This is a genomic window from Thermaerobacter nagasakiensis, from assembly GCF_055396825.1.
Window position 1 is genome coordinate 2,365,752 of the sequence record NZ_AP043740.1, and the last position, 19,060, is coordinate 2,384,811.

Genomic DNA, 19,060 nt, shown 5'->3' on the forward strand with positions numbered 1-19,060 from the left:
CTTGAGGCTCTGGGGTCCTAAGATCCCGCCATCCTGGGATCTCGCGGATCCCGCGACCAGGGAAGATCCCGAAGTTTGGATCCCCCGGCTCCCGGTGGAAGGAGGGATGGCATGCCCCCCGCACCGGCCCTCTCGCCCGGGGATGGGCGGCTGTTCATCATCGTCATGATCGCCGTGCTGGTGTCGCTGGGCGTGGCAGCGGCCGTGCTCTGGCTGGCCCGGGGCCTGCTGCTGGACCGCCTCGCCGACCGGGTGGTCCGCCGGTTCCTCAAAGACCCCTACCGGGAGAACCTGTGGGATCTGGCCGTCGGGATGCAGCGGATCCCGCCGCCGCTGCTCCTGGAACTGGAGCTGCGGGCCGACAAGGGCGAACTGCTGGAACGCCCCCTGGGCGGGCTCCGCCGCTACAGCCGCTGGGAGGACATCGCCTTCAACCCGGCCCAGCTGGCCCGCCGGCCCCTGCCCCCCGGGGCGCAGGTCGACACGTCGGCCGCCCTGGGTCCCCGGGCGGCGCGTCCCCTTCACCTGGCGACGCCGCTGCTGGTCAGCGCCATGGGATACGGCATCGGGGTCAGCAAGGCGGTGGCCCTCGCCCTGGCCCGGGGCGCCCACCAGGCCGGAACGGCATATAACGCGGGATCCGGGCCCGTGCTGCCCGAGATCCTGGAAGCCGGGGGCCCGGTGATCCTCCAGTACACGGGAGGCCCGTGGAACCAGGTCCCGGACCAACTGGCCCGGGCGGCCATGGTGGAGATCCGGCTGGGTCACGGCGCCCGGGGCGCCCTGGGCCGCCGGATCCGCCCGGATCGACTCCCGGAGGAGGCCCGCCGGCGCATGGGGGCGGCCGGGCACAAGTGGCTGATACTTGAGGCCCCCCTGCCTGAAACCGAAAACCTGCGGACCTTCCGGGAACTGGTCGACCGCCTTCGCCAGTTGACGGGCGGGGCCCCGGTGGGCGTCAAGCTGGTGGCCACCCACCACCTGGAGCACGACCTCCTGTGGGTCCTGGAGGCGGGGGTTGACGTGATCGCCATCGACGGCTCGGAGGGCGGGACCAGCGAAACCCCGCCCATCCTGGCCGACGACTTCGGCATCCCGACCCTCTACGCCCTGGTCCGGGCCGCCGCCCTGCTGGAGGCCGCAGGCGTCCGGCAACGGGTCAGCCTGCTGGCCGGCGGCGGCCTGCGGACGCCGGGCGAGTTCTTGAAGGCCCTGGCCATGGGCGCCGACGCCGTGTACCTGGGCACAGCGGTGATCATGGCGGCCACCCACGGCCAGCTCAGCAAGGCGATCCCCTTCGAGCCCATCACCCAGCTGGCGTGGGCCAGCGGCCAGCTGGCCGGCCGGTTCGACCCCGGCCAGGGTGCACGGACGGTGGCCAACTTCCTGAAGGCCTGCACCCTGGAGATGGCCGAGGCCGCCCGGGCCCTGGGCCGCGACAGCCTGCGGGCCGTCGACCGCTCGGACCTGGTGGCCCGCACGCCGGAGGCGGCCGACCTCCTGGGGCTTCCCCCGGCCTGGCGGCCGCCCCGCTCACGGTCCTAGGGAACCCGTGGGCACCCGCGCCATGTCGCAAAGAGCATCGCCGAGCAGATCGCCGCGCCGCTCGCGGCCCTAGGGAGCGCATGGGCATGGCCGGCCTGCTTCCCGCCCTGCCGGGCGCCCGGGTCGGACCGCGTCGCTTCCGGCCCGCCCGGGCGCGCGGGCGGGGCCCCCCCTTGCGCCCCTGCGCTGATAAGCCATTGTGGTGGGCGCCCAACTGCGCCACCCCAACCGGCGACCGGGTGGGCGCCTAGAGCCGCAGGTCGCTGCTGTGGGCCGGCTGCAGCGAGGCCTCCGGGTCCAGCCGGGTCTTCAGCTGGCTGATGGCCATGGCCGCCTCGGCGAAACCCACGGCAATGAGCTTGATCTTGCCCGGATAGGTGGCCACGTCGCCGACGGCGTACACCCTGGGCAGGGAGGTGGCGCCACCGGGGCCCGTCACGATCTCGTGGCCCTGCACCTCAAAGCCCCAGCCGGCCAGGCTGCCCAGGTCCGCCTTGAAGCCCAGGCAGGGAACCAGCACGTCGCAGGGCAGGTCCACCGTGGTGCCGGTGTCCTTGCGGGCCACCCGCACCCACTCCAGCTGCTGGTCGCCGCCCGCGCCGACCACCTCGGCATCCAGTTCCAGCCGGGCCGGGCTGGCCTGGAGGGCGCGGACGCTCTCCTCCACGGCGCGGAACTGGCGGCGGCGGTGGACCAGCGTGACGGACTCCGCCACCTCCAGGGCCATGAGCGCCCAGTCGACGGCCGCATCGCCGCCGCCCACGATGACCACCCGCTTGCCCCGCAGGTCTTCCAGCCGCTGGACGCCGTACATCAGGCCGCGCCCCTCCCAGCGGTCAAGCCCCCGGGCCGGCAGCCGCTTGGGCTCGAAGGCACCCAGCCCCGCCGCCACCACCACGCCCCGGGCCCGGACGAACCCGCCTCCCGAGAGGCCGATGCGGTAGGCCACCAGGTCTTCCGGCCCGGCCCCGCCGGTAGCCCGCTCCGGCCAGGCCGGCTCCCCCGTCTCGCTCCCGGCCACCTCGGGGATGAGGGTCTCCGCCCGGGTGTTGAGCCGCACGTCGGCGCCGAAGCGCAGGCCTTGCTCGATCAGCCGCTCGGCCAGCTCCCGGGCCCGCACCCGCGGGAAGCCCGCCACGTCGTAGATCCACTTCTCCGGATAGACCAGGGCGGGCTGGCCGCCCAGCTGGCCTGCCGCCTCGAGGATCACCGCCCGCATGCCGCGCAGGCCTGCATAAAAGGCCGCAAACAGGCCCGCGGGCCCGCCCCCGATGATGGCCACGTCGTAGAGGGGCGCCTCGGGCCCCGCGGACGGCGCCGGCGCCCCGGATGTCCCGGTCCCTTCCACCACCCCGTTCCGAGCCGCCGCCAGCCGGTCCCCGTTGCCGTTCCGGTTCTCCGCTCCCACCGTTCCTCCGCCTCCCGTCCCCGGCCCGCCGCCCGTCCCCGGCCGGCCGCAGGGCCGGCGACCCGCCCGCGGGCGGATCGCCTCCCGCCGTGACGGCGGCTGCCCCCGCCGGCCCTCCGGAGCAGCACGGCATGCCGGTTCTTCCAGAAGAACCAGTGTAGCGGAGGAACCTGAGGGCAACCTGAGGATGGGCTGATTTCCGGTGGTCTCCCGGGTGCGGAGCCGCTCAGCCGGGCAGGCGGACGGTCACCGTGGTGCCGCGGCCCGGGGCGCTGTCGATGGTGATGTGGCCCTGGTGCTGTTCCACGATCCAGCGGGCGATGGGCAGGCCGAGCCCCGTGCCGCCGGGGTCGCGGCTGCGGGCGGGGTCGGCCCGGTAGAACCGCTCGAAGACGTGGGGCAGGTCGGCCGGAGGGATGCCCACGCCGGTGTCGGCCACCGTGAGGATGGCCCCGCCGTCCCCCGCGGCCCGAAGGCCCAGGGTGATCCGGCCGCCGGCGGGGGTGTACTTGATGGCGTTGTCCAGCAGGATCAGCAAGAGCTGCTTGATCCGGTCGCGGTCTCCGGGCACGCGCACGGGCTCCAGAGGATCCAGCACCAGCTCCTGCCCCCGCGCCAGCCGCCGGGCCTCCTGAAAGGCTTCCAGGACCACGGCGTCCACGTCCACGGGTTTGATCACCAGGGGAACGCCCGCGTCGGCCCGGGCCAGGGAGAGCAAATCGGCCACCAGCCGGCTCAGGCGCTCGGCCTCGCTGCGTGCTTCCTCCAGGGCCTGGGCCTGTTCTTCCGGCGGCAGGCCGGGCCGGCGCCGCAAAAGGTCCAGGTTGCCCAGGATGGCCGTCAGGGGCGCCCGCAGCTCGTGGGAGGCGTCGGCCACGAAGCGCTGCTGCAGGCGGTAGGCGGTTTCGATGCTGTCGAGCATCTGGTTGAAGGTGGAAGCCAGCATGGCCAGCTCGTCCCGCCCGGTGGCCTGGACCCGCCGCGACAGGTCCCGGGAGCTGGCGATGGCGCGGGCGGTCTCCGTCAGCCGGGCCACCGGGCGAAGGGCGCTGCCGGCCACCGCCCAGCTGCCCACCCCGGCCACCACCAAGCCCAGGGCGCCCAGGCCGGTCAGCAGGACGCGGAAGTCGGCCATGGACGCGTCCAGGCCCCCCAGGGGAGAGAGGGTGACCACGAACCCCGGCCCGGCCCCGGTGGGGTCGCCCCCCCGCTCCACCGGGTGGACGAAGACCCGCCAGCGCTGGCGGCCGTCGTGGATGGTGGCAAAGGCACCTGCCGTGCTCCGGGGGACCTCCACGATGGACGGCGCCAGGGCCGGGACGAAGCCGTAGGCCGGTCCCTCGGGCCGGTCCAGGACGGCCTGCGGGTTCACCGGGGGTGCCACGTCGTCGGGCGAGCGCTGCAGCAGCTGGCCGTCACGGGCGTAGAGCCGCAGGGCCAGGGCCACCCCCTGCTGGCCGGCCAGGTGCCCCAGGTGGGCCGAGGCGGCCGGGTCGGCCGCCGTGACCGCGGCAGCGGTGATCAGCGCGCGGTCGATGGCCTCGTAGTGGGCGCGGGCGTGAAAGGCGTAGCTGGCCATGGAGCCCACCAGCACCACCACGGCCATCACCGCACCGAACCACACCACCAGGCGCCAGCGCAGGGGCAGCGCTCATCCCTCCCGCAGGACGTAGCCGACGCCCCGCACGGTGTGGATCAGCCGCGGCTCGCCCTCCGCCTCCAGCTTCTGGCGGAGCTGCTTGACGTACACCTCGAGGACGTTGGCGTTACCGCCGAAGTCGTAGCCCCAGACCCGCTCCAGCAGCTGGTCCTTGTTCAGGACCTGCCGGGGATGGAGCATGAACTCGTGCAGAAGCTTGAACTCCAGCGCCGTCAGGTTGATCTCCCGCTGGCCGCGCCGGGCCGTGTAGGTACCCGTGTCCAGCACCAGGTCGGCGAAGCGCAGCACCTGGGGCCGCTCGGCCTGGTGGCGGCGCAAGAGGGCCCGCACCCGGGCCACCAGCACCTCGAAGGTGAAGGGCTTGACCACATAGTCGTCGGCGCCGGCCTCCAGTCCCTGCACCTGATCGGCGGGCGCATCCCGCGCCGTCAGGAAGAGGACGGGCAGTTCGGGGTCCGCCGCCCGAAGGCGCTGGAGGACCTCCAGCCCATCCATGCCCGGCATCATGATGTCCAGGATGACGAGGTCAGGCGGCTGCTCCCGGGCGATCCGCAGCGCCTCTTCCCCCGACGAGGCGGTATCGACGGCAAAACCTTCGTAGGCTAGACCCCGCTTGAGCAGGCTGGTGACGGCGGGATCATCGTCAACCACCAGGATTCGCTCCACGCGGTCTCCCCCCGGGCGCAGGCCGCGCTGGCGCCGCGGCCGGTTCCGCCTCCCATTGTCGCCGGGCGGGCGGATCCCGGTCAATGCGGGAAGAGCCGGCACCCCCGCGCCCCGGCGCCTGGCGGTGCCGGCGGCGGCAGGCGCGGGGGCTTCCGCGCGCTGGGCGCCCGCCGGGGGTACGGGCCCGTCCGGTGATGAGGATACCGCCATGGCCATCGCCTCCTCGACCGGGCGCGACGGCGCCGGCTGCCGCCGGCGCCGTCGCGTGCCTTCCGTCGCGTGCCCTCCCCAGCTCTGGATGCCGCCCGGGTCGCCTTCCGCGAACCCGGAACCGCTCGCGAACCCCGAACCGCGCAGCCTCCGAGCCGGCATCGCCGGGAGCCGGTCTGCCGTCCCGGTCAGTGCTTGCGCTCGAAGACGGCTCCCGGCTGCCACGGCGTGCCCAGGGCGGGCAGCGCCCAGCGGTCCAGGCCGTACCAGCCCGCCACCCGCCAGGCCAGCACGATCCAGGTGGCCACGATGAACATCACCGGGTTGCTGCTCACCGTACCGGCGAAGAGGAAGTTGGCGTTCATGAAGCTGCCGGCGAAGGCCGCGATGCCGGTGAAGAGCCCCAGGATGAGCGCGGTGCCGATCAACACCTCGCCGTACGCCACCAGGTGGCCGAAGAGCGGAGCATTGGGCAGCGCCACGCGGTCGATGAACCAGGCGTACCAGCCCGGCACGTCCGGGTGCTCGCCGGTCGTCTTGGCCAGCGCCCCCTTGAGGAACCCTGCCACCGCCGCACCGGCCTTGTCGCCGGTCCACGCGGGGTTGCCGATCTTCTGCAACCCGGCCTCCAGCCACTGCCACCCCAGCCACACCCGCAACACCAGCCAGATCCAGGCCGAGCGGGTGTCGCTGAACAACCACCGCGCGAAGGGCGGCTCGGTAAAGACGCCGTGCCGCTGTTTGATGCCCTCTACGGGCCGGGCCTGCGTCATGGCGCTCGCGCCTCCCGTCGTCGCCATGGCCCATCGCCTCCTTCTGGCTCCAGCATGCAGGGCGAGGCTGAAAGCCAAATAAAAGGCATCTGAAGGCAGGCTGAGAAACGGGCCGGGCGGGTCGCGACGCGCCGTGGGTGGCGCCGCGCCGGGCATCGCGCCAGGGCCCAGCGCCTGGCACCGGGCTTGGCCGGCGTGATGCCTTCCGCCGGTCGTGGCGGGGGGAAGCCGGGTGCCAGACCCTCAAGCGCCGCCAGGGGCGGTCCTGGCTGTCCCGGGCGCCGGGCGGCCGGTGGCAGGCCGTTCGCCACCCGGTGGGCCTTCTGGCGGGCCTTAAGGTCGCACTCAGCTGCTCTTCAGGGTTCGATCAGCCGGCAGGTGCATGATGCAGGAGGAGACCGTGCCGGACGGGCCTCATGGCCGGCCGGCCGGTTCGTCCCCAACCCGGTCGGGACGAAGGGAGGCATGGCCATGGAGGGTACATCGAGGGCCAGCCAGGACCGGCCCGGCCCGGTGGGCGACCCCACCCCGGAGCAGAGCCTGGCCGACCCCGCCCCGAGGCTGGCCCGGCGGCTGCGGGACGAGGGCCTGCGCCTGACGCCCCAGCGCCTGGCTGTCTACCGCTGCCTGCAGGAGTTCGCCGCCCGGCACCACCATCCCACGGTGGAAGAGGTCCACCAGGCCCTGGCCGGGGTCCTGCCCCTGGCCAGCGCCGCCACGGTCCGGCGCACCCTGGACCTGCTGGTGGAACTCGGCCTGGCGCGCCGGGTCACGTTGCCCGGCGAGGCGGAGCATTTCGACGGCGACCCCCACCTGCACGTGCACGTCCACTGCCGCCAATGCGGGCGGGTGGAAGACCTTCCCTTCCCCCAGCTGGAGCGGCTGGAAGAGGAGGTCGTCTCCCGGACGGGCTTCGTCGTCACGGGACAGTCCCTGGTCTTTACGGGGCTCTGCCCGGACTGCCAGCGGGCGAAAGGCGACCTGGCCCGCATCGGGGGCCACCTCGCCCGGGCTGGCGCGCCCGCCCGTCGGAAGCCGCCCGAAACCGCCTGAAACCGGTTGGAACTGCCAGCGGCCACGTAAGCCGCCGGAAACCGCCGGAGGAACCCCGCCGGGGGAAGCCGCCGGAGGCCGCTGGATTCCGCTGCACCCCGGCCGCGACCGCTTGAGGCCACGCGCAGCCCGGCCGTGCCGCGCCAGGCGGCCGGGCCCTCGTCAGCGCTTCCTGCATGACCTTTCCCTGCCTGGTTCGCCGCCCTTCAGCCCGACCGCCCTTGCCCGGCGCAGCCCCAGCCGGCCGCCGGCACCCGCCCGCACCGCGCAGCACCATGCCGAACCCTCCTGCAGGCCACATCGTTGCCAGGAACCCGGCACCGGGCAACGAACTAGCCGGTGGAGGGTTGTCCATGCCACGGCGCCGCTCACAAGCCCACCTCCACGGCGGCTCTTACCGGCCCGGACCGGCGGGCCTCGTCGCCGTCGCCCTGGTCTTGCTGCTGGTGGCCGGGGTGATGGCCTGGCGAGCCCTGGGGCCGGCCCCTTTCCCCGGCGAGGTCCCAGACCCGGCCCCTCCCCGCCCCGCTCCCGGAGACGCCGGGAACGGGAAGCACCCCGGGGAGGATGAACCGGCCCCCGGTCCGGAGAGCCCGCCGCCGCCCGCCCCAGGCAGCGCCGGCGGGCAGGACGGCGGCGCCCCGGGCGGGAACGCCGGTTCGTCCGGGGCCGGGGCGACCTGGCGCCTGGAGACGGTGGCCACCGGTCTTGAGGTTCCCTGGGATATGGCCTTCGACCGGCGGGGACGGCTCTTCTTCACCGAGCGGCCCGGGCGGATCAACCTGCTGGACGGAGGCCGGATGGTCACCCTGGCCACCCTGCCGGACACCGTGGCCACCGGCGAGAGCGGGCTGCTGGGCATCGCCCTCCACCCCGGCTTTCCTGACCCGCCGTACCTCTACGTTTACCAGACGTACCGCACCCGGGGCGGCCAGCTGCGCAACCGCATCCTGCGGTTCAGCGTGGAAGAGGGCGGCGGCTCAGGGGCGGCGGGTGCGGCGCCCCGGCTGGCGGGGCGGCAGGTGGTTTTTGATGGGATTCCCGCTGCGGCCATTCACGACGGCGGCCAGCTGGAGTTCGGCCCCGACGGCAAGCTGTACGCCACCACGGGCGACGCCCGCCAGCCCGAGCGCGCCCAGGACCCGGAGAGCCTGCACGGGAAGATCCTCCGCCTCAACCCCGACGGTTCGGTTCCGCCGGACAACCCCCTGGGCCCCGGAAACCCCGTGTTGTCCTACGGCCACCGCAATCCCGAGGGCCTGGCCTTCGACGCCGCCTCGGGGCGCCTCTACGCGGTGGAGCACGGCCCCGACGCCTGGGATGAAGTCAACCGCATCGAGGCGGGCGCCAACTACGGCTGGCCGGTGGCGGTGGCACCCGGCGAGCACCGGGGGCGCTTCACCCCCGCCCTGCGCAGCTACGACCCCATCATCGCGCCGGCCGGGGCGGCCTTTTACCGCGGCCCGATCCGCGCCTGGGACGGGAGCTTGTTCTTCGGAACCCTGGGCTTTCAGCCCGACAGCCCGGGCCGGCACCTGCACCGTCTTCGCCTGGACGCCTCGGGCACCCGGGTGGTGGAAGAAGAAATCCTCTTCAAGGGCCAGTTCGGCCGGATCCGGGCCGTCCAGACGGGGCCGGGCGGCTGCCTCTACTTTGGCACCAGCAACCGGGACGGGCGGGGCGAGCCGGACCCTCTGGACGACCGCATCCTGCGCCTGTGCCCGCAGGCCGGCTCGGATTGAGGAGGGGGCCCGGAACGTCACGGTAGCCCTTGACATCCTGCGGGCCCGAGCGGGCGGCAGGATCGAGATCCCTCGGAAGCGAGCCTTCGCGAGAACCTGAGCGATCCGTTCGAGCATTCCGTAACATGATTGTAACGGGCAGGCCAGCGGCAGAACAGGAAGCCGTGGTAAACTTGCCATGCTACGCCAGATTTAGGGGGCGACGCGATGAACTGGGTTCGGCGACTCCCTTTCGCACTGACGGGTGTGATCACGGCCGTCGCGGTCTTCCTGGTCGCCGGCTGCGGCCCACAGGCGCAGGACACAGAGGACGTGCAGATTGTCGAGGACGAAAAGGATCAGGTTTACATCTTCCCGGATGGAACCCAAGTCGTTGGGACGCAGGCCGAGTGGATCAAAGAGGTGGTGCAGTTCGTTGCTTCATCTCCGACCACTTGGGAAGAAGTCGATGTTAAGGAAAAAGAAATAGGGTTTCTGAAGTATGTATCAGTTCCCTCAGGATTCCGCCTTGCAAAGGCCATAACGAACGGCCAGGTGACACGTGCGATCTACGTCAACCCGGAGCAACAGTGGCTGTTCCTATTAAACGCTTGGCAACCAGGATACCCAGGCCGTGGGTGGACACTTACGCCCCATTGCGTGACAGAAACCGAGGCCGGCACGCCTCTCCAACCTTTGCTTGACCACCTGTGCCGTGGCGAATATCTCATAGACGGTTGGAAGATCCAATTCGGCGTGACATCGTCTGATATGGAGACCAGTCGTCACTTGTTGGTTGCCTCCATCCGACCGCCCAAGTAATGGTAACAGTGCTTTGCCCCGGACGCCCCAGAGTCTTCATAGCAAACGCCTCCCTTGCTCAACGTTGACCTCGTGGATCCAGACCTCGAAGCCCGCCTTACGGGCCTTCTCCTCCAGCGCCTCGGTGGTCTTCGCCTTGACTCGACTTTGACACCGTGATCCTTGAAAACCCTTGCAACACAAGGCTTTCTTGGGCACACGGGGGCCGCGTACCACTACACTACCCGGCGGGGGTCGTGGCGGGACGTGGCAGCGTCTGGACCCGAACGGGCGGCCGCAGGCCCACGGCCTTGAAGGCCTCGTAGGCCTGCCCCACCAGCCCGGTCCGGGTGAGGTAGGCCTCGCCGTCCAGCTCCACCGCCACGGCGTGCAGCTGCGAGAGGTCGTGGAGCACGTCCTCGTAGCTCACATCGGGGTTCTGCTGGCGGAGCTTGCGCAACAAGAGGCTCTCCAGGACCAGCGCCAGGAAGCAGACCACGACGTGCCCCCGCACCCGCCGCTCCGTCCAGTGGAACATCGGCCGCAAGTCCAGGGCGGACTTGAGGGTCCGGAAGGCCCGTTCGACCCGCCAGAGATCCTTGTAGGCCCGCACCACGGCCTCGGGGTCGAGGTCGGTGTTGGTGCGCAGCAGGTACTTCCCATCGTAGCGGGCGGCCCGTTTCACAGCGTCCGCGTCAACCACCAACGCACCCTGGGGCAGGGCCTTGAGGGAACGAGCCACGAGGCGGTTCCGCAGGAGATCCTTGGCTTGGCCGCGCTCGATCCGCTGCTTCAGGTGCGCGAGGACCGCCTCCCGGACCTGGCGGTCGTGCTCGGCCTGCAGGGGGTTGTAGCAGAGGATGTAGCGCTGGCCCTGGTGGATCACCTGCTTGATGCGGAGCTGCTCGTCGATCACCCGATAACGCCCCGGCTGGCTCAGGACGGCCTCGGCCTCCCGGTGACGCCGCAAGGGCATGCCCACGATGTACTCCATCCCCGCTTCCTCGATGGCACGCAGGATCCGGCGGCTGACCATCCCCCGGTCGGCCACGAAGATCACCCGGCGCAGGTGAAAGCGCCGCTTGAGGGCATCCAGCACGCTCTCCACCGTCGCACGGTCGGCGGTATCGCCCGGGAAGACCTCGTGGGCGATGGGGTAGCCGTCCCGGGTCATGAGCACGCCCACCACCAGCTGGGGCCGGTCCGAGCGCTGGTCCCGGGAATCCCCGTACGCCGCCAACCCCTCGGGACCCCGGCCCTCGAAGTAGCTGGATGTACAGTCCCATATCACCACGTCGACCTCGGTCCAGAACCGGTCGCGGGCTCGGGCGAAGAGGCGATCCTCGATCGCCTCCTTGTGCTCGGCCAACACATCCAGGGCCCGGTCGTAGTGGTGCAGATCCAGCTGCTCGGCCTGGGGCCGGTAGACGCCCTGCAGCCACTGGCGCACGAGGCCCCGCTTGGAGCAGGGGTCGGTGAGGCGGTTGAGCACCATGGTGAAGACGGCCTCGGCCACGTCGAAGGCCAGCTGACGATCCTCTAAGAGGGCCTCGAAGGCCTTGTCCAGTTCGGCCTCTCGCCACAGTCGTTCGAAGATCAGCGCCGGCCCCCACTGCTTGGACCAGCGGACGTTCAGGCGCTCGGCTTGTTCCTCCAGCCGACGCCAGGTGCTCTGGGAGAAGCGGGCCAGGTTCTCGATGAGGGCATCGAGCCGGCCGTCCTGGAGATCCTCCAGCCGGCCCAGGGTGGCGACCACCTGCTGGCGGACGCGGCCGCCCTGGCGCACGCTCTCGACGAGCTGGAGGTAGGTGCGGGTGGAGCCGTCTTTGTTCTTGAAGGCCTTCTGGCGGATGAACATGGCACAACCATCATAGCATGTTCGCGCTTACCATACAAGTGTTTCACGAATACACGTGGCACTACACTTTTGACCCCAAAGAACCGCCGCCCCATGGAAACCCCCTGATTCATGCGGGTTCTTGGGGCGGCGTGGCACCGAGAAGGGCCGTCAACTGTCAAACCCGAGTTTGAATGGAATGCGGAGGACAACGTCCGAGACGGTGCATACTTCGTCCTCATGGCGACTCCATGGACGGCGGTCCCGCCCCGATCCGTGAGGGCTACCGGGTCCTGGTCCGCATCCAGCCGGAGGTTGAGGACGGCTAGGTCACCGGCCTTCCTCCCCGGCGAGGGACGAGGCGGTCCTCCCCCGGGTCCGGAAGACCGGCGGACACGTCGTGTTGACGGCTGATAACCCGTCCTACCCGCCGGTGGTGCTCCGCCCGGGTGAGGTTCGGATCGTGGGCTGGGTCACCCAGGTGACGTTCGAGCCGGCAGCTACAAGGGACATATGATTTCGCAGAGAGTCCCCTGGCGGGGGAAACGAACATCCGTGCTCATGAGATGGAACGTTGTGCTAGAGCTGAGGGGGAGAGTCGCATGAATCCGTGTCAACGTCCCCAAGCTGCCATTTCAGAACTCAAGCTTGCAGTCCTTGAACCCTTGACCGCCCACGCTGGGACCGAAGGGATGACCAACGCGGAGATCGGAAAGGCCCTCGGGATATACAAGGGGCACGTTGGACACGAGGGTCACATCTCGCGGACCATCCTGGCATTACTGGAACGCGAAGGGCTTGTGGAACAGAACAAGCTAACCAAACGCTGGAAGACACTAAAGAGCTAAACCTCCCGAGACGTTTTTTGCAATCTAGGAAGTCGCAGCTTCACGGCGTGTATCAACGGTAGCCACTATTTGATTGACAGCCGATTCGAAATCCAGATCTGGTATGCCCAGGCGTCCAAAATACCTTGAGAAATGGACAACTAACGTCTGCGCAAAAGGACTATCGATTGACGCCACTCTCTCCCAGTCGGGACCCTCATCAACCTCCGAGCGATCCACTGCCAAGGGGCGTTGCATATCTACGAAAAGTGCAGGAATCCCGAGTGCCCCCGGCAGGTAAAAATATCTCGCCACCGCATTCTTAACATGTCGACTGAGATCGCCCCGAAGGTTGTTGGATACTTCCTTGCCCTTAAAAATCTTATTCTCGGCAAATCTTACGGCATCGTAGGCAGGCAAGAACGTATAAAATTCGAGCTTTTTCTGGAAAATATCGCACGTTGGCGTTACCAGGACGCAATAATCCACCCCGTCTCGGCGCATCTCATCTGGAGGGGTGAAGAGATCCCCCGACATTGGAAGCTTACCCACGGGTGGTTTAAGGTAATATTGAATAGGGTGCGCCTTCGTGGTATCCCACGTAATCCCCAAGGTCTGAAAAAATTGCCCGAGCATTTCCCGCTCCAACGAACGACCGAGATGACGGATCAAGAAGTAAGCCGAATCGGCCTCATTGTCAGGTATTCCTGGTTCCGTCCCGTCCGCCCAGTACCACAAGGTATCGCGGAGAACGCTCCGGATATAGTCCTTTATCCCGCGCTGAAGGCGGGGGACGTGGGATGCCATTACCTCTCGGATACACTCATCGAGAGCCTTAAGCCCGTCGGACTTGTTAACCACCGAAACCCACGGCCTTCTTTCTAGATCGGAAGCTTGATAGCTGACGTTGGAGCGGAAGATTACGGGAACGAACTGATAGGCTCTAATTTCTTGATAAGCCCGGATCCCTGCCTCTTCTCCCTTGGCAACGTGCATGTCTTTCGAGCCCACACGAATGTCCAAGACGACGAGGTCCACGAACCGAGTCTCCAGGTTCCTCCGCGCTTCCTCGAAGTCCCGGCAGGGAATGCAACTGCACCGCATTCCCTCGTACAACATATCCGACAGGTAGTCCTTCACTTCTTCAAGCGCCTCATCGTCGTCATCTACAACAAGGATCTGCCATTGCGCCTCGTTCAAAGCGATCCACCTGCCCTCTGCCTCAGGGTGATCTTAAAGGTTGCCCCGGGCAAAGGCCCCCTTTCCACCAAGGCCAGTGTTCCGGCATAGTAGTCCTCCACTAGCAGGCCGGCAATGGAAAGCCCCAGACCGGTCCCATCCGGTTTGGTGGAGTAGTACGGATCGAAGATGTAGGGGCGGTCCTTTTCTGGTACCCCGGGGCCGCTATCCGAAAACAAGACCGTCACAGTGCCCCGCCGATCACGTTCGGCGGAAACAAGGATCCTCCGGGGCGGCGGACTCTTTGCAAGCCAGTAGACGCTGTTATCTAGGAGGTTGAGGAAGACGGAGCGGACTTCTTCCGGAACCACGGTGGCTGCCGTCCCCTCCGAAGACACCTCCAGTCGGATTCCGAGTTGCTCCATCTCCTTCTCCAGGACCCGGGCAGCCTCCCGGACCAAGTCCTCGATCACGACTTCGACGGCCTTTCCCCGGCCACGCGCGGCGAAGGGCTCAAGGCGCTTGAAGTGGTATGCGAGGTCCGCTCCGTATTGATCGATCTCACGAAAGGTCTTCTGGGCGTCAGGACCGTAAGGATCCGGCCAGCGTGCTGCACGCCGGGCCCCGTTCTGGGCCTTGTCCCTCAACAACGCGAGGGGTCTGCGTCCTTCGTGGAGCAGTCGGTCCACAAGCCCGCCGAGGGTGGCCATCCGGGCGAATTGGACCTGTGTCTCACGGTAACGGGCCACCTCCTTAAGGATCCGTTTCTCCTGGTCGGCAATCATTCGCGCGAGGCTGGTTGCTTCTGGATACGCCTCCTTGAGGGCCGTCTTGATTGTCGACAGCCTGAATGGATCCAGTGGGTCTTCTTTATGCTTGCTCCTTCGTTCCTCAAAGCGCGGATTCTTGTAGCGATGCCTCTCGTTCTCAATGAGAATTATCAATTCCAGTACGGCTTGCTTAAGGTCCTCGAATGCATCCGATTCCCTGATCCCTTCCCGGTTGCTCTGGTCCACGAGGAGGGGGTTTGTATCGGCTCCGATCTCAACGATGCCGACGACCTGGTTGTTGGCAATATTTTGCCCAGGCTTGAGCCGGCTGCGGAGATCGAGCCCCAGCCAGTCGTTACCCTGTTCGCCATATGGGAACACGCGGAAACCGTCGCGGTAGATGCTGACCCCGTAAGCGGCATCGAGGTCACGACGTACATCTGTGACAGTCCGGTTGAGTGCCTTGGCAAGCGGCTCGAGACTGGCACGATCCCGGTCCCAGACCCGGAGCTCGATCCGGAATGGGCCGCAACGCATACGGCTCTTTTTCAGTACCCCCGTCTCGGGTGACTCCCCATCAGGGGTAGCAATCTGGACTTGGTACGACCTGTCAGGCCCGACCTCACCTTTAAGGCGGTAAAGGGGTCTTGACAGAATCCCCGCCGGCTCGATTTCCTCCCGCCGGCCGCCGACTTCCAACACTATCCGGAAATCGACTGCTTGAGCAAAGGGTGAAACGAGCCTGGCAAGAGCTGTTCGTATGTCCCCTTCAAAAGCCTCGTTCCACGCGAATTTAAGGTTCGAGATACACAACAGCGTACCATGTTCCGGACCTTCGCCGCGCCCGTTGAATACGAGGGGCTGCCGCGTATCGTATTCCACTGTAACCTCGTCAAGGAAGGCCTCCTCATCCTGGAAGGCATCCCAATCTACGCGGACAACCACCTCGTCCGCCCCTTCACGACGCGTGACGAGCTCAAGGTGGCTACCGAGCGTTGCCGCAGCGAAGCGCCCGATCCCTTTTTCCCCGAGGACCCTGCGACCGCGGCTTGTCCTTGTCTTGTGACGCTTCGCCGGAGTCGCCGGCACGAGCCACTCGTTTAGTACGGTCTCGGCCGACATCCCGGTCCCGTTGTCGATGATCTCCAAAACCTCATCCTTGTCGCGGCCCGAGAGTCTGATCACGACCTCGGTCGCGTCCGCATCGTAAGCGTTCTTCACAAGCTCGATAAGTGCCACTTTGGGGCTGCTGACGAGCTCGGCACCGATCGCCGCGATGAGACGGGCCTTGGGTCTCCACGACAGCCTCTTGGTCATACCCGTCGCGATCCCTTCCCGCTTTGCAGCACGCCTTCTTGACGCGATCGGCGCGTACCGGGGTTCCCACTGGTCCTGGCCACGACGGTCCGCTGGATCCTGTCTGCGACGGAATCCACGTCCTTATCTATTTGGTGCTCCCAAACGCGGATCACCTTCCAGCCCATGCGCCGTAGCTTGGCGAAGTTTCTCCTGTCACGTTGCCGGTTCCTCCTGATCTTCTCAGCCCAGAACGGAGACAACTTGTGTTCCCAAAGCGGGAAGCGCCATCCGTGCCAGAAGTCCCCGTCTACGAAGACCACCACGCGTGCCCTGGTGAACACGATGTCGGGAGTTCCCGGCAGTTCCCGGACATGCTTCCGGAACCGGAGGCCGCGGGCATGGAGCACGGAACGGAGGCGCCGTTCGGGACCCGTGTCCTTGCCACGGATCCGCGACATAAGTCGGGAACGTGCCTGAGGTGACATGACATCTGTCACAGGACCACACCACCGAAAGCGTCCCGGACCGCGACTGCCAGCTGGGACCGGATCGACCGGGCGACGGCATAAGCCAGGAGCGGCGGAACGGCGTTTCCGATCTGACGAAACGCGTGGTTCATCGTGCCCGCGAACCGGAACCCGTCCGGGAAGGATTGGAGACGGGCTGCTTCGCGCACTGTGATCGTGCGCGCCTGGCTGTCGTCGTAGTGGATGTGGCTGTAGGTGTCCTTCCCCAGATGCGCCGTGAGGGTACGGACAGGACGGTCCGGGTCGATCTTCCACCACTTGTTCGGGAACTTCGTGGGATCGTAGGGGAGCACGGTTGCCCGGCGTAGCCGCTCATACTCCTCCGTCCCCGGAAAGCAGGCAACCCCCGAGGCAATCAACTCCGCGGCCAGTTCCTTGAACCGGGACTCCGAGATGGCATGGGCCTCGGGGTATTCGGCACCGGGAGCCATGCGTCCGAAAATGGGGTAGTCGCGTGGGTGCCGGCGGGTCACGTGGTCCCGAACCCCTCCTTTGCCTTCGTGCCCCGGCCACTCCCGCATGAGCCGTGCATATCGGGATATTGCCACGCCTTCCGGGTACGGCCAAAGTTCGTCCATCCTTGCGCGTCCCCTGCGGGGAGCAGGAGTGTGGGCGGGATACACGGGGGGCAGATCGCCGATCGCCTCGCGTGCGGTCACGGCGCTCTGGGGCAAGGGCGGCTCCGTCGTGGTCTCGACCCAGTACGGGTCCCTTCCGCCGCAACGGGTCCGAACCGCCTCACGGATCTGGCGATAGCCCTCCGGGAGCTCGTAACGACACCTCGGGACCGGCAGGTCAGGGACGACGCCGGCCTCTCCTGAAATGGCAACCACAAACACCCGTTCCCGCAGCTGCGGAACCCCGTAATGGACAGCGTTGAGCAGCCCATACCTCGCCTCGTACCCGAGATTCTGAAGCCTCTCGCAGACGGTACGGGCAAGGTTCTCCCCGCCGTAGTTGAGCATGTCCGGCACATTTTCCATCACGACGACTACTGGCCGCAGCGCCTCGACCCACTCGAGGAACGTGTGGAACAAGTATCCCCTCTCGTCCAACCGGTAGGCGTCGGGCGAGCCCTTCACATCCCGTAGCTTAGCCCTTCCCACCCTCGCATAGGCCTGGCATGGGGGACCACCGACGATTACGTCGACGACCAATTCCGGTGGCCGATCTGCATCCAATTCGGCGACATAGGCCAGAGGGTCCACCGTCCTGATGTCTCTGGGCACGGCGTGGACCGGGTCTGGACTTCCATCGCGACGACGATGGAAGTTCCATGCGTACGAAGCGGCTGCGTACGGATCGTTTTCGACCGCCCCGAACGCCTCGAAGCCCGCTGCCTCAAACCCGAGGGATAAGCCTCCGCAACCTCCAAACAGGTCAACGACGCGAGGCTGCCATCCGTGTCGCAGGCGTTCGAGTTTGACCCCGATCACCGACACTCTTGAACCGCCCTCCAAGGATCACTTGGGGGATCCTATAAATGATCCTAGAAATATTTTCTGTTGCAGGCCGTTCGGGCCCTTCCACAGGGAAAGGCACGCTGTATCAAGCGATTAAAGCCACGGCAGTTCGGCGGTAAGGACCACCGCCACCGGCGATTCTCGACAATGACGTGCTTGCCCGAACCGAGAGGCGTCCGCTAGATCTCAACGAGAGGACCCATGGAAAGTGTAGCTATTCGTGTCTCCGCAGACGAGCAACCCCGTGAAGGCTAATCCATCCCCGTCCAGCGCGAGCGCCTCCTCGCCCTCTGCCGCGCCCAGGGGTGGGACGTCGCCGGCATCTACGCCGACGAAGGCCACTCCGGTGCTACGCTCGACCGGCCCCCAGCTTACCCGACTCCGCGAGGACGTACGGTCCGGCCGCGTAAACCTAGTCCTCGTCCGGAAGGTAGACCGCCTCTCCCGGCGGGTCTCCCACCTTCCCCAACTCGTTGAGGAGCTCGACCGGCACGGCTGCGCTTTCCGGGCGGTCACCAAACCCTTTGGCGCCAGCCACGTGGCCGGCCGAGCCTTCCGCCAGATGCTGGCCGTGTTCGCGGAGTTCGAGCGAAGTTGATCCGGGAACGGGCCGCGCAGGGCACCTACCAACGACTCGATGCCGGGACATCCGCGGGCGCCCGAAGGCGCTGGGCTACGTCCTCTTGGGGCGACGGCGCGGTCTGGCAGACCTACGAGCGCGAGGCTGCGGTCCTCCGTTGGAACCACGACCAGTACCTTCGCGCCGTGGGTTGCATGAGGATCGCCATGACGCTTAGAGAAGGCGTGCTCGCACTGCCGGGGCACGAGTTCCAGCGCGAGTTTGGTCACCGCAGCGTGGCGAACCTGGCCGACAGCATGCGCTGGATCCTGAAGAACCGCATCTATGCGGGCTCCACCACCCCTGAACGGTACCCCCTCCCCCGTCCGGCACGAGACTTTCATCGAGCCCGACCGCTGGCACCAGGTGCAAGCGATATTCGAAAGACGCCAGACGTCAGGTCCACGGCCCTCGTCCTCAGACACCCCCGTACATCCTGAGTGGGCTCGTCTACAGTGGAGCCTGCGGCTCGCTAATGTGTGGCTTCAGCCAGAGCCGCTGACCGCGGGGCCGAAAACGTCCGGAGCGAACAACGCGGACGCGGGCGACCCGTTACGCCGACTACGTGTGCAGGTAAGGCGGCACGATGGAGGGTCGCCTCCGAACGTGCCGGAACTGGGGAGTCCGCAAGAAGCGTGTCGAGGCCGAGATCCTGAACCGCATCCGGCAACTCGTACCGGCACCGCAAGAGCTCGCCGCAGC

General features: G+C 67.5%; 16 protein-coding genes and 1 pseudogene. 7 read left to right on the plus strand and 10 right to left on the minus strand.

Going from position 1 to position 19,060, the window contains the following annotated elements; genetic code table 11:
• Nucleotides 1-111 precede the first annotated feature (111 nt).
• Complete coding sequence (locus ACZ5T9_RS10065; RefSeq protein WP_464832918.1) at nt 112-1,545, plus strand: FMN-binding glutamate synthase family protein; 1,434 nt, start codon at nt 112-114, stop codon at nt 1,543-1,545.
• A gap of 247 nt (nt 1,546-1,792) precedes the next feature.
• Here the strand turns inward: ACZ5T9_RS10065 and ACZ5T9_RS10070 are convergent, their stop codons facing one another.
• From ACZ5T9_RS10070 to ACZ5T9_RS10085, 4 genes are all read right to left on the minus strand, one after another.
• Nucleotides 1,793-2,953, minus strand: a complete 1,161-nt coding sequence (locus ACZ5T9_RS10070) for an NAD(P)/FAD-dependent oxidoreductase (RefSeq protein ID WP_464832919.1) — start codon at nt 2,951-2,953, stop codon at nt 1,793-1,795.
• 226 nt (nt 2,954-3,179) lie between these two features.
• Complete coding sequence (locus tag ACZ5T9_RS10075; protein WP_464832920.1) at nt 3,180-4,580, minus strand: sensor histidine kinase; 1,401 nt, start codon at nt 4,578-4,580, stop codon at nt 3,180-3,182.
• A 24-nt stretch (nt 4,581-4,604) separates the two neighbouring features.
• Nucleotides 4,605-5,279 carry a response regulator transcription factor gene (locus tag ACZ5T9_RS10080; RefSeq protein ID WP_464832921.1) on the minus strand — a complete coding sequence of 225 codons (675 nt, stop codon included), beginning with the start codon at nt 5,277-5,279 and terminating at the stop codon, nt 4,605-4,607.
• Between the two features lie 398 nt (nt 5,280-5,677).
• Entirely contained in the window at nt 5,678-6,289 is a 612-nt protein-coding gene (locus ACZ5T9_RS10085; protein ID WP_006904044.1) for a DoxX family protein, read from the minus strand.
• A 444-nt stretch (nt 6,290-6,733) separates the two neighbouring features.
• On the opposite strand from ACZ5T9_RS10085, the gene ACZ5T9_RS10090 reads away from it, so the two are divergent.
• From ACZ5T9_RS10090 to ACZ5T9_RS10100, 3 genes are all read left to right on the plus strand, one after another.
• Complete coding sequence (locus tag ACZ5T9_RS10090; protein ID WP_464832922.1) at nt 6,734-7,315, plus strand: Fur family transcriptional regulator; 582 nt, start codon at nt 6,734-6,736, stop codon at nt 7,313-7,315.
• 353 nt (nt 7,316-7,668) lie between these two features.
• Nucleotides 7,669-9,057, plus strand: coding sequence for a PQQ-dependent sugar dehydrogenase (locus ACZ5T9_RS10095; RefSeq protein ID WP_464832923.1), 1,389 nt, complete (start codon nt 7,669-7,671; stop codon nt 9,055-9,057).
• A 207-nt stretch (nt 9,058-9,264) separates the two neighbouring features.
• A complete protein-coding gene (locus tag ACZ5T9_RS10100; protein ID WP_464832924.1) occupies nt 9,265-9,858 on the plus strand; it encodes a hypothetical protein in 594 nt (197 codons plus the stop codon).
• A 220-nt stretch (nt 9,859-10,078) separates the two neighbouring features.
• On the opposite strand, the gene ACZ5T9_RS10105 is transcribed toward ACZ5T9_RS10100, so the two are convergent.
• On the minus strand, nt 10,079-11,695 hold the full coding sequence (locus tag ACZ5T9_RS10105) for an IS1634 family transposase (protein WP_464832925.1): 1,617 nt from the start codon (nt 11,693-11,695) through the stop codon (nt 10,079-10,081).
• 379 nt (nt 11,696-12,074) lie between these two features.
• Here ACZ5T9_RS10105 and ACZ5T9_RS10110 point away from each other — a divergent pair, with 379 nt between their 5' ends.
• A complete protein-coding gene (locus tag ACZ5T9_RS10110) occupies nt 12,075-12,191 on the plus strand; it encodes a hypothetical protein (RefSeq protein ID WP_464832926.1) in 117 nt (38 codons plus the stop codon).
• A 118-nt stretch (nt 12,192-12,309) separates the two neighbouring features.
• On the opposite strand, the gene ACZ5T9_RS10115 is transcribed toward ACZ5T9_RS10110, so the two are convergent.
• The 5 genes from ACZ5T9_RS10115 to ACZ5T9_RS10135 form a co-directional block, all read right to left on the minus strand.
• A complete protein-coding gene (locus ACZ5T9_RS10115) occupies nt 12,310-12,432 on the minus strand; it encodes a hypothetical protein (protein ID WP_464832927.1) in 123 nt (40 codons plus the stop codon).
• A 114-nt stretch (nt 12,433-12,546) separates the two neighbouring features.
• Nucleotides 12,547-13,701 (minus strand): response regulator transcription factor, encoded by a 1,155-nt coding sequence (locus ACZ5T9_RS10120; RefSeq protein WP_464832928.1) that lies wholly within the window; start codon nt 13,699-13,701, stop codon nt 12,547-12,549.
• Complete coding sequence (locus ACZ5T9_RS10125; RefSeq protein WP_464832929.1) at nt 13,698-15,767, minus strand: sensor histidine kinase; 2,070 nt, start codon at nt 15,765-15,767, stop codon at nt 13,698-13,700. The genes ACZ5T9_RS10120 and ACZ5T9_RS10125 overlap by 4 nt, the downstream gene beginning before the upstream one ends.
• Nucleotides 15,764-16,234, minus strand: coding sequence for a very short patch repair endonuclease (locus ACZ5T9_RS10130; RefSeq protein ID WP_464834436.1), 471 nt, complete (start codon nt 16,232-16,234; stop codon nt 15,764-15,766). Before ACZ5T9_RS10130 ends, ACZ5T9_RS10125 begins: the two co-directional genes overlap by 4 nt.
• Before the next feature lie 8 nt (nt 16,235-16,242).
• Nucleotides 16,243-17,718: a DNA cytosine methyltransferase gene (locus ACZ5T9_RS10135; protein ID WP_464832931.1), complete on the minus strand. Its 1,476-nt coding sequence runs from the start codon at nt 17,716-17,718 to the stop codon at nt 16,243-16,245.
• A 279-nt stretch (nt 17,719-17,997) separates the two neighbouring features.
• Between ACZ5T9_RS10135 and ACZ5T9_RS10140 the strand changes: the two are divergent.
• Nucleotides 17,998-18,051, plus strand: a pseudogene (locus tag ACZ5T9_RS10140) (hypothetical protein); the annotation flags it as partial.
• Nucleotides 18,052-18,085: 34 nt separating this feature from the next.
• The gene (locus ACZ5T9_RS10145) at nt 18,086-18,337 is read left to right on the plus strand and encodes a recombinase family protein (protein ID WP_464832933.1); all 252 of its coding nucleotides are present in this window, start codon (nt 18,086-18,088) and stop codon (nt 18,335-18,337) included.
• The last annotated feature ends 723 nt before the right edge of the window (nt 18,338-19,060 follow it).

Bases quoted from the DNA above. Each gene is read 5' to 3' on its own strand.
- ACZ5T9_RS10065 (WP_464832918.1), top strand. From the start codon at position 112: ATGCCCCCCGCACCGGCCCTCTCGCCCGGGGATGGGCGGCTGTTCATC.
- ACZ5T9_RS10085 (WP_006904044.1), bottom strand. From the start codon at position 6,289: ATGGCGACGACGGGAGGCGCGAGCGCCATGACGCAGGCCCGGCCCGTA.
- ACZ5T9_RS10090 (WP_464832922.1), top strand. From the start codon at position 6,734: ATGGAGGGTACATCGAGGGCCAGCCAGGACCGGCCCGGCCCGGTGGGC.
- ACZ5T9_RS10095 (WP_464832923.1), top strand. From the start codon at position 7,669: ATGCCACGGCGCCGCTCACAAGCCCACCTCCACGGCGGCTCTTACCGG.
- ACZ5T9_RS10100 (WP_464832924.1), top strand. From the start codon at position 9,265: ATGAACTGGGTTCGGCGACTCCCTTTCGCACTGACGGGTGTGATCACG.
- ACZ5T9_RS10105 (WP_464832925.1), bottom strand. From the start codon at position 11,695: ATGTTCATCCGCCAGAAGGCCTTCAAGAACAAAGACGGCTCCACCCGC.
- ACZ5T9_RS10125 (WP_464832929.1), bottom strand. From the start codon at position 15,767: ATGACCAAGAGGCTGTCGTGGAGACCCAAGGCCCGTCTCATCGCGGCG.
- ACZ5T9_RS10130 (WP_464834436.1), bottom strand. From the start codon at position 16,234: ATGTCACCTCAGGCACGTTCCCGACTTATGTCGCGGATCCGTGGCAAG.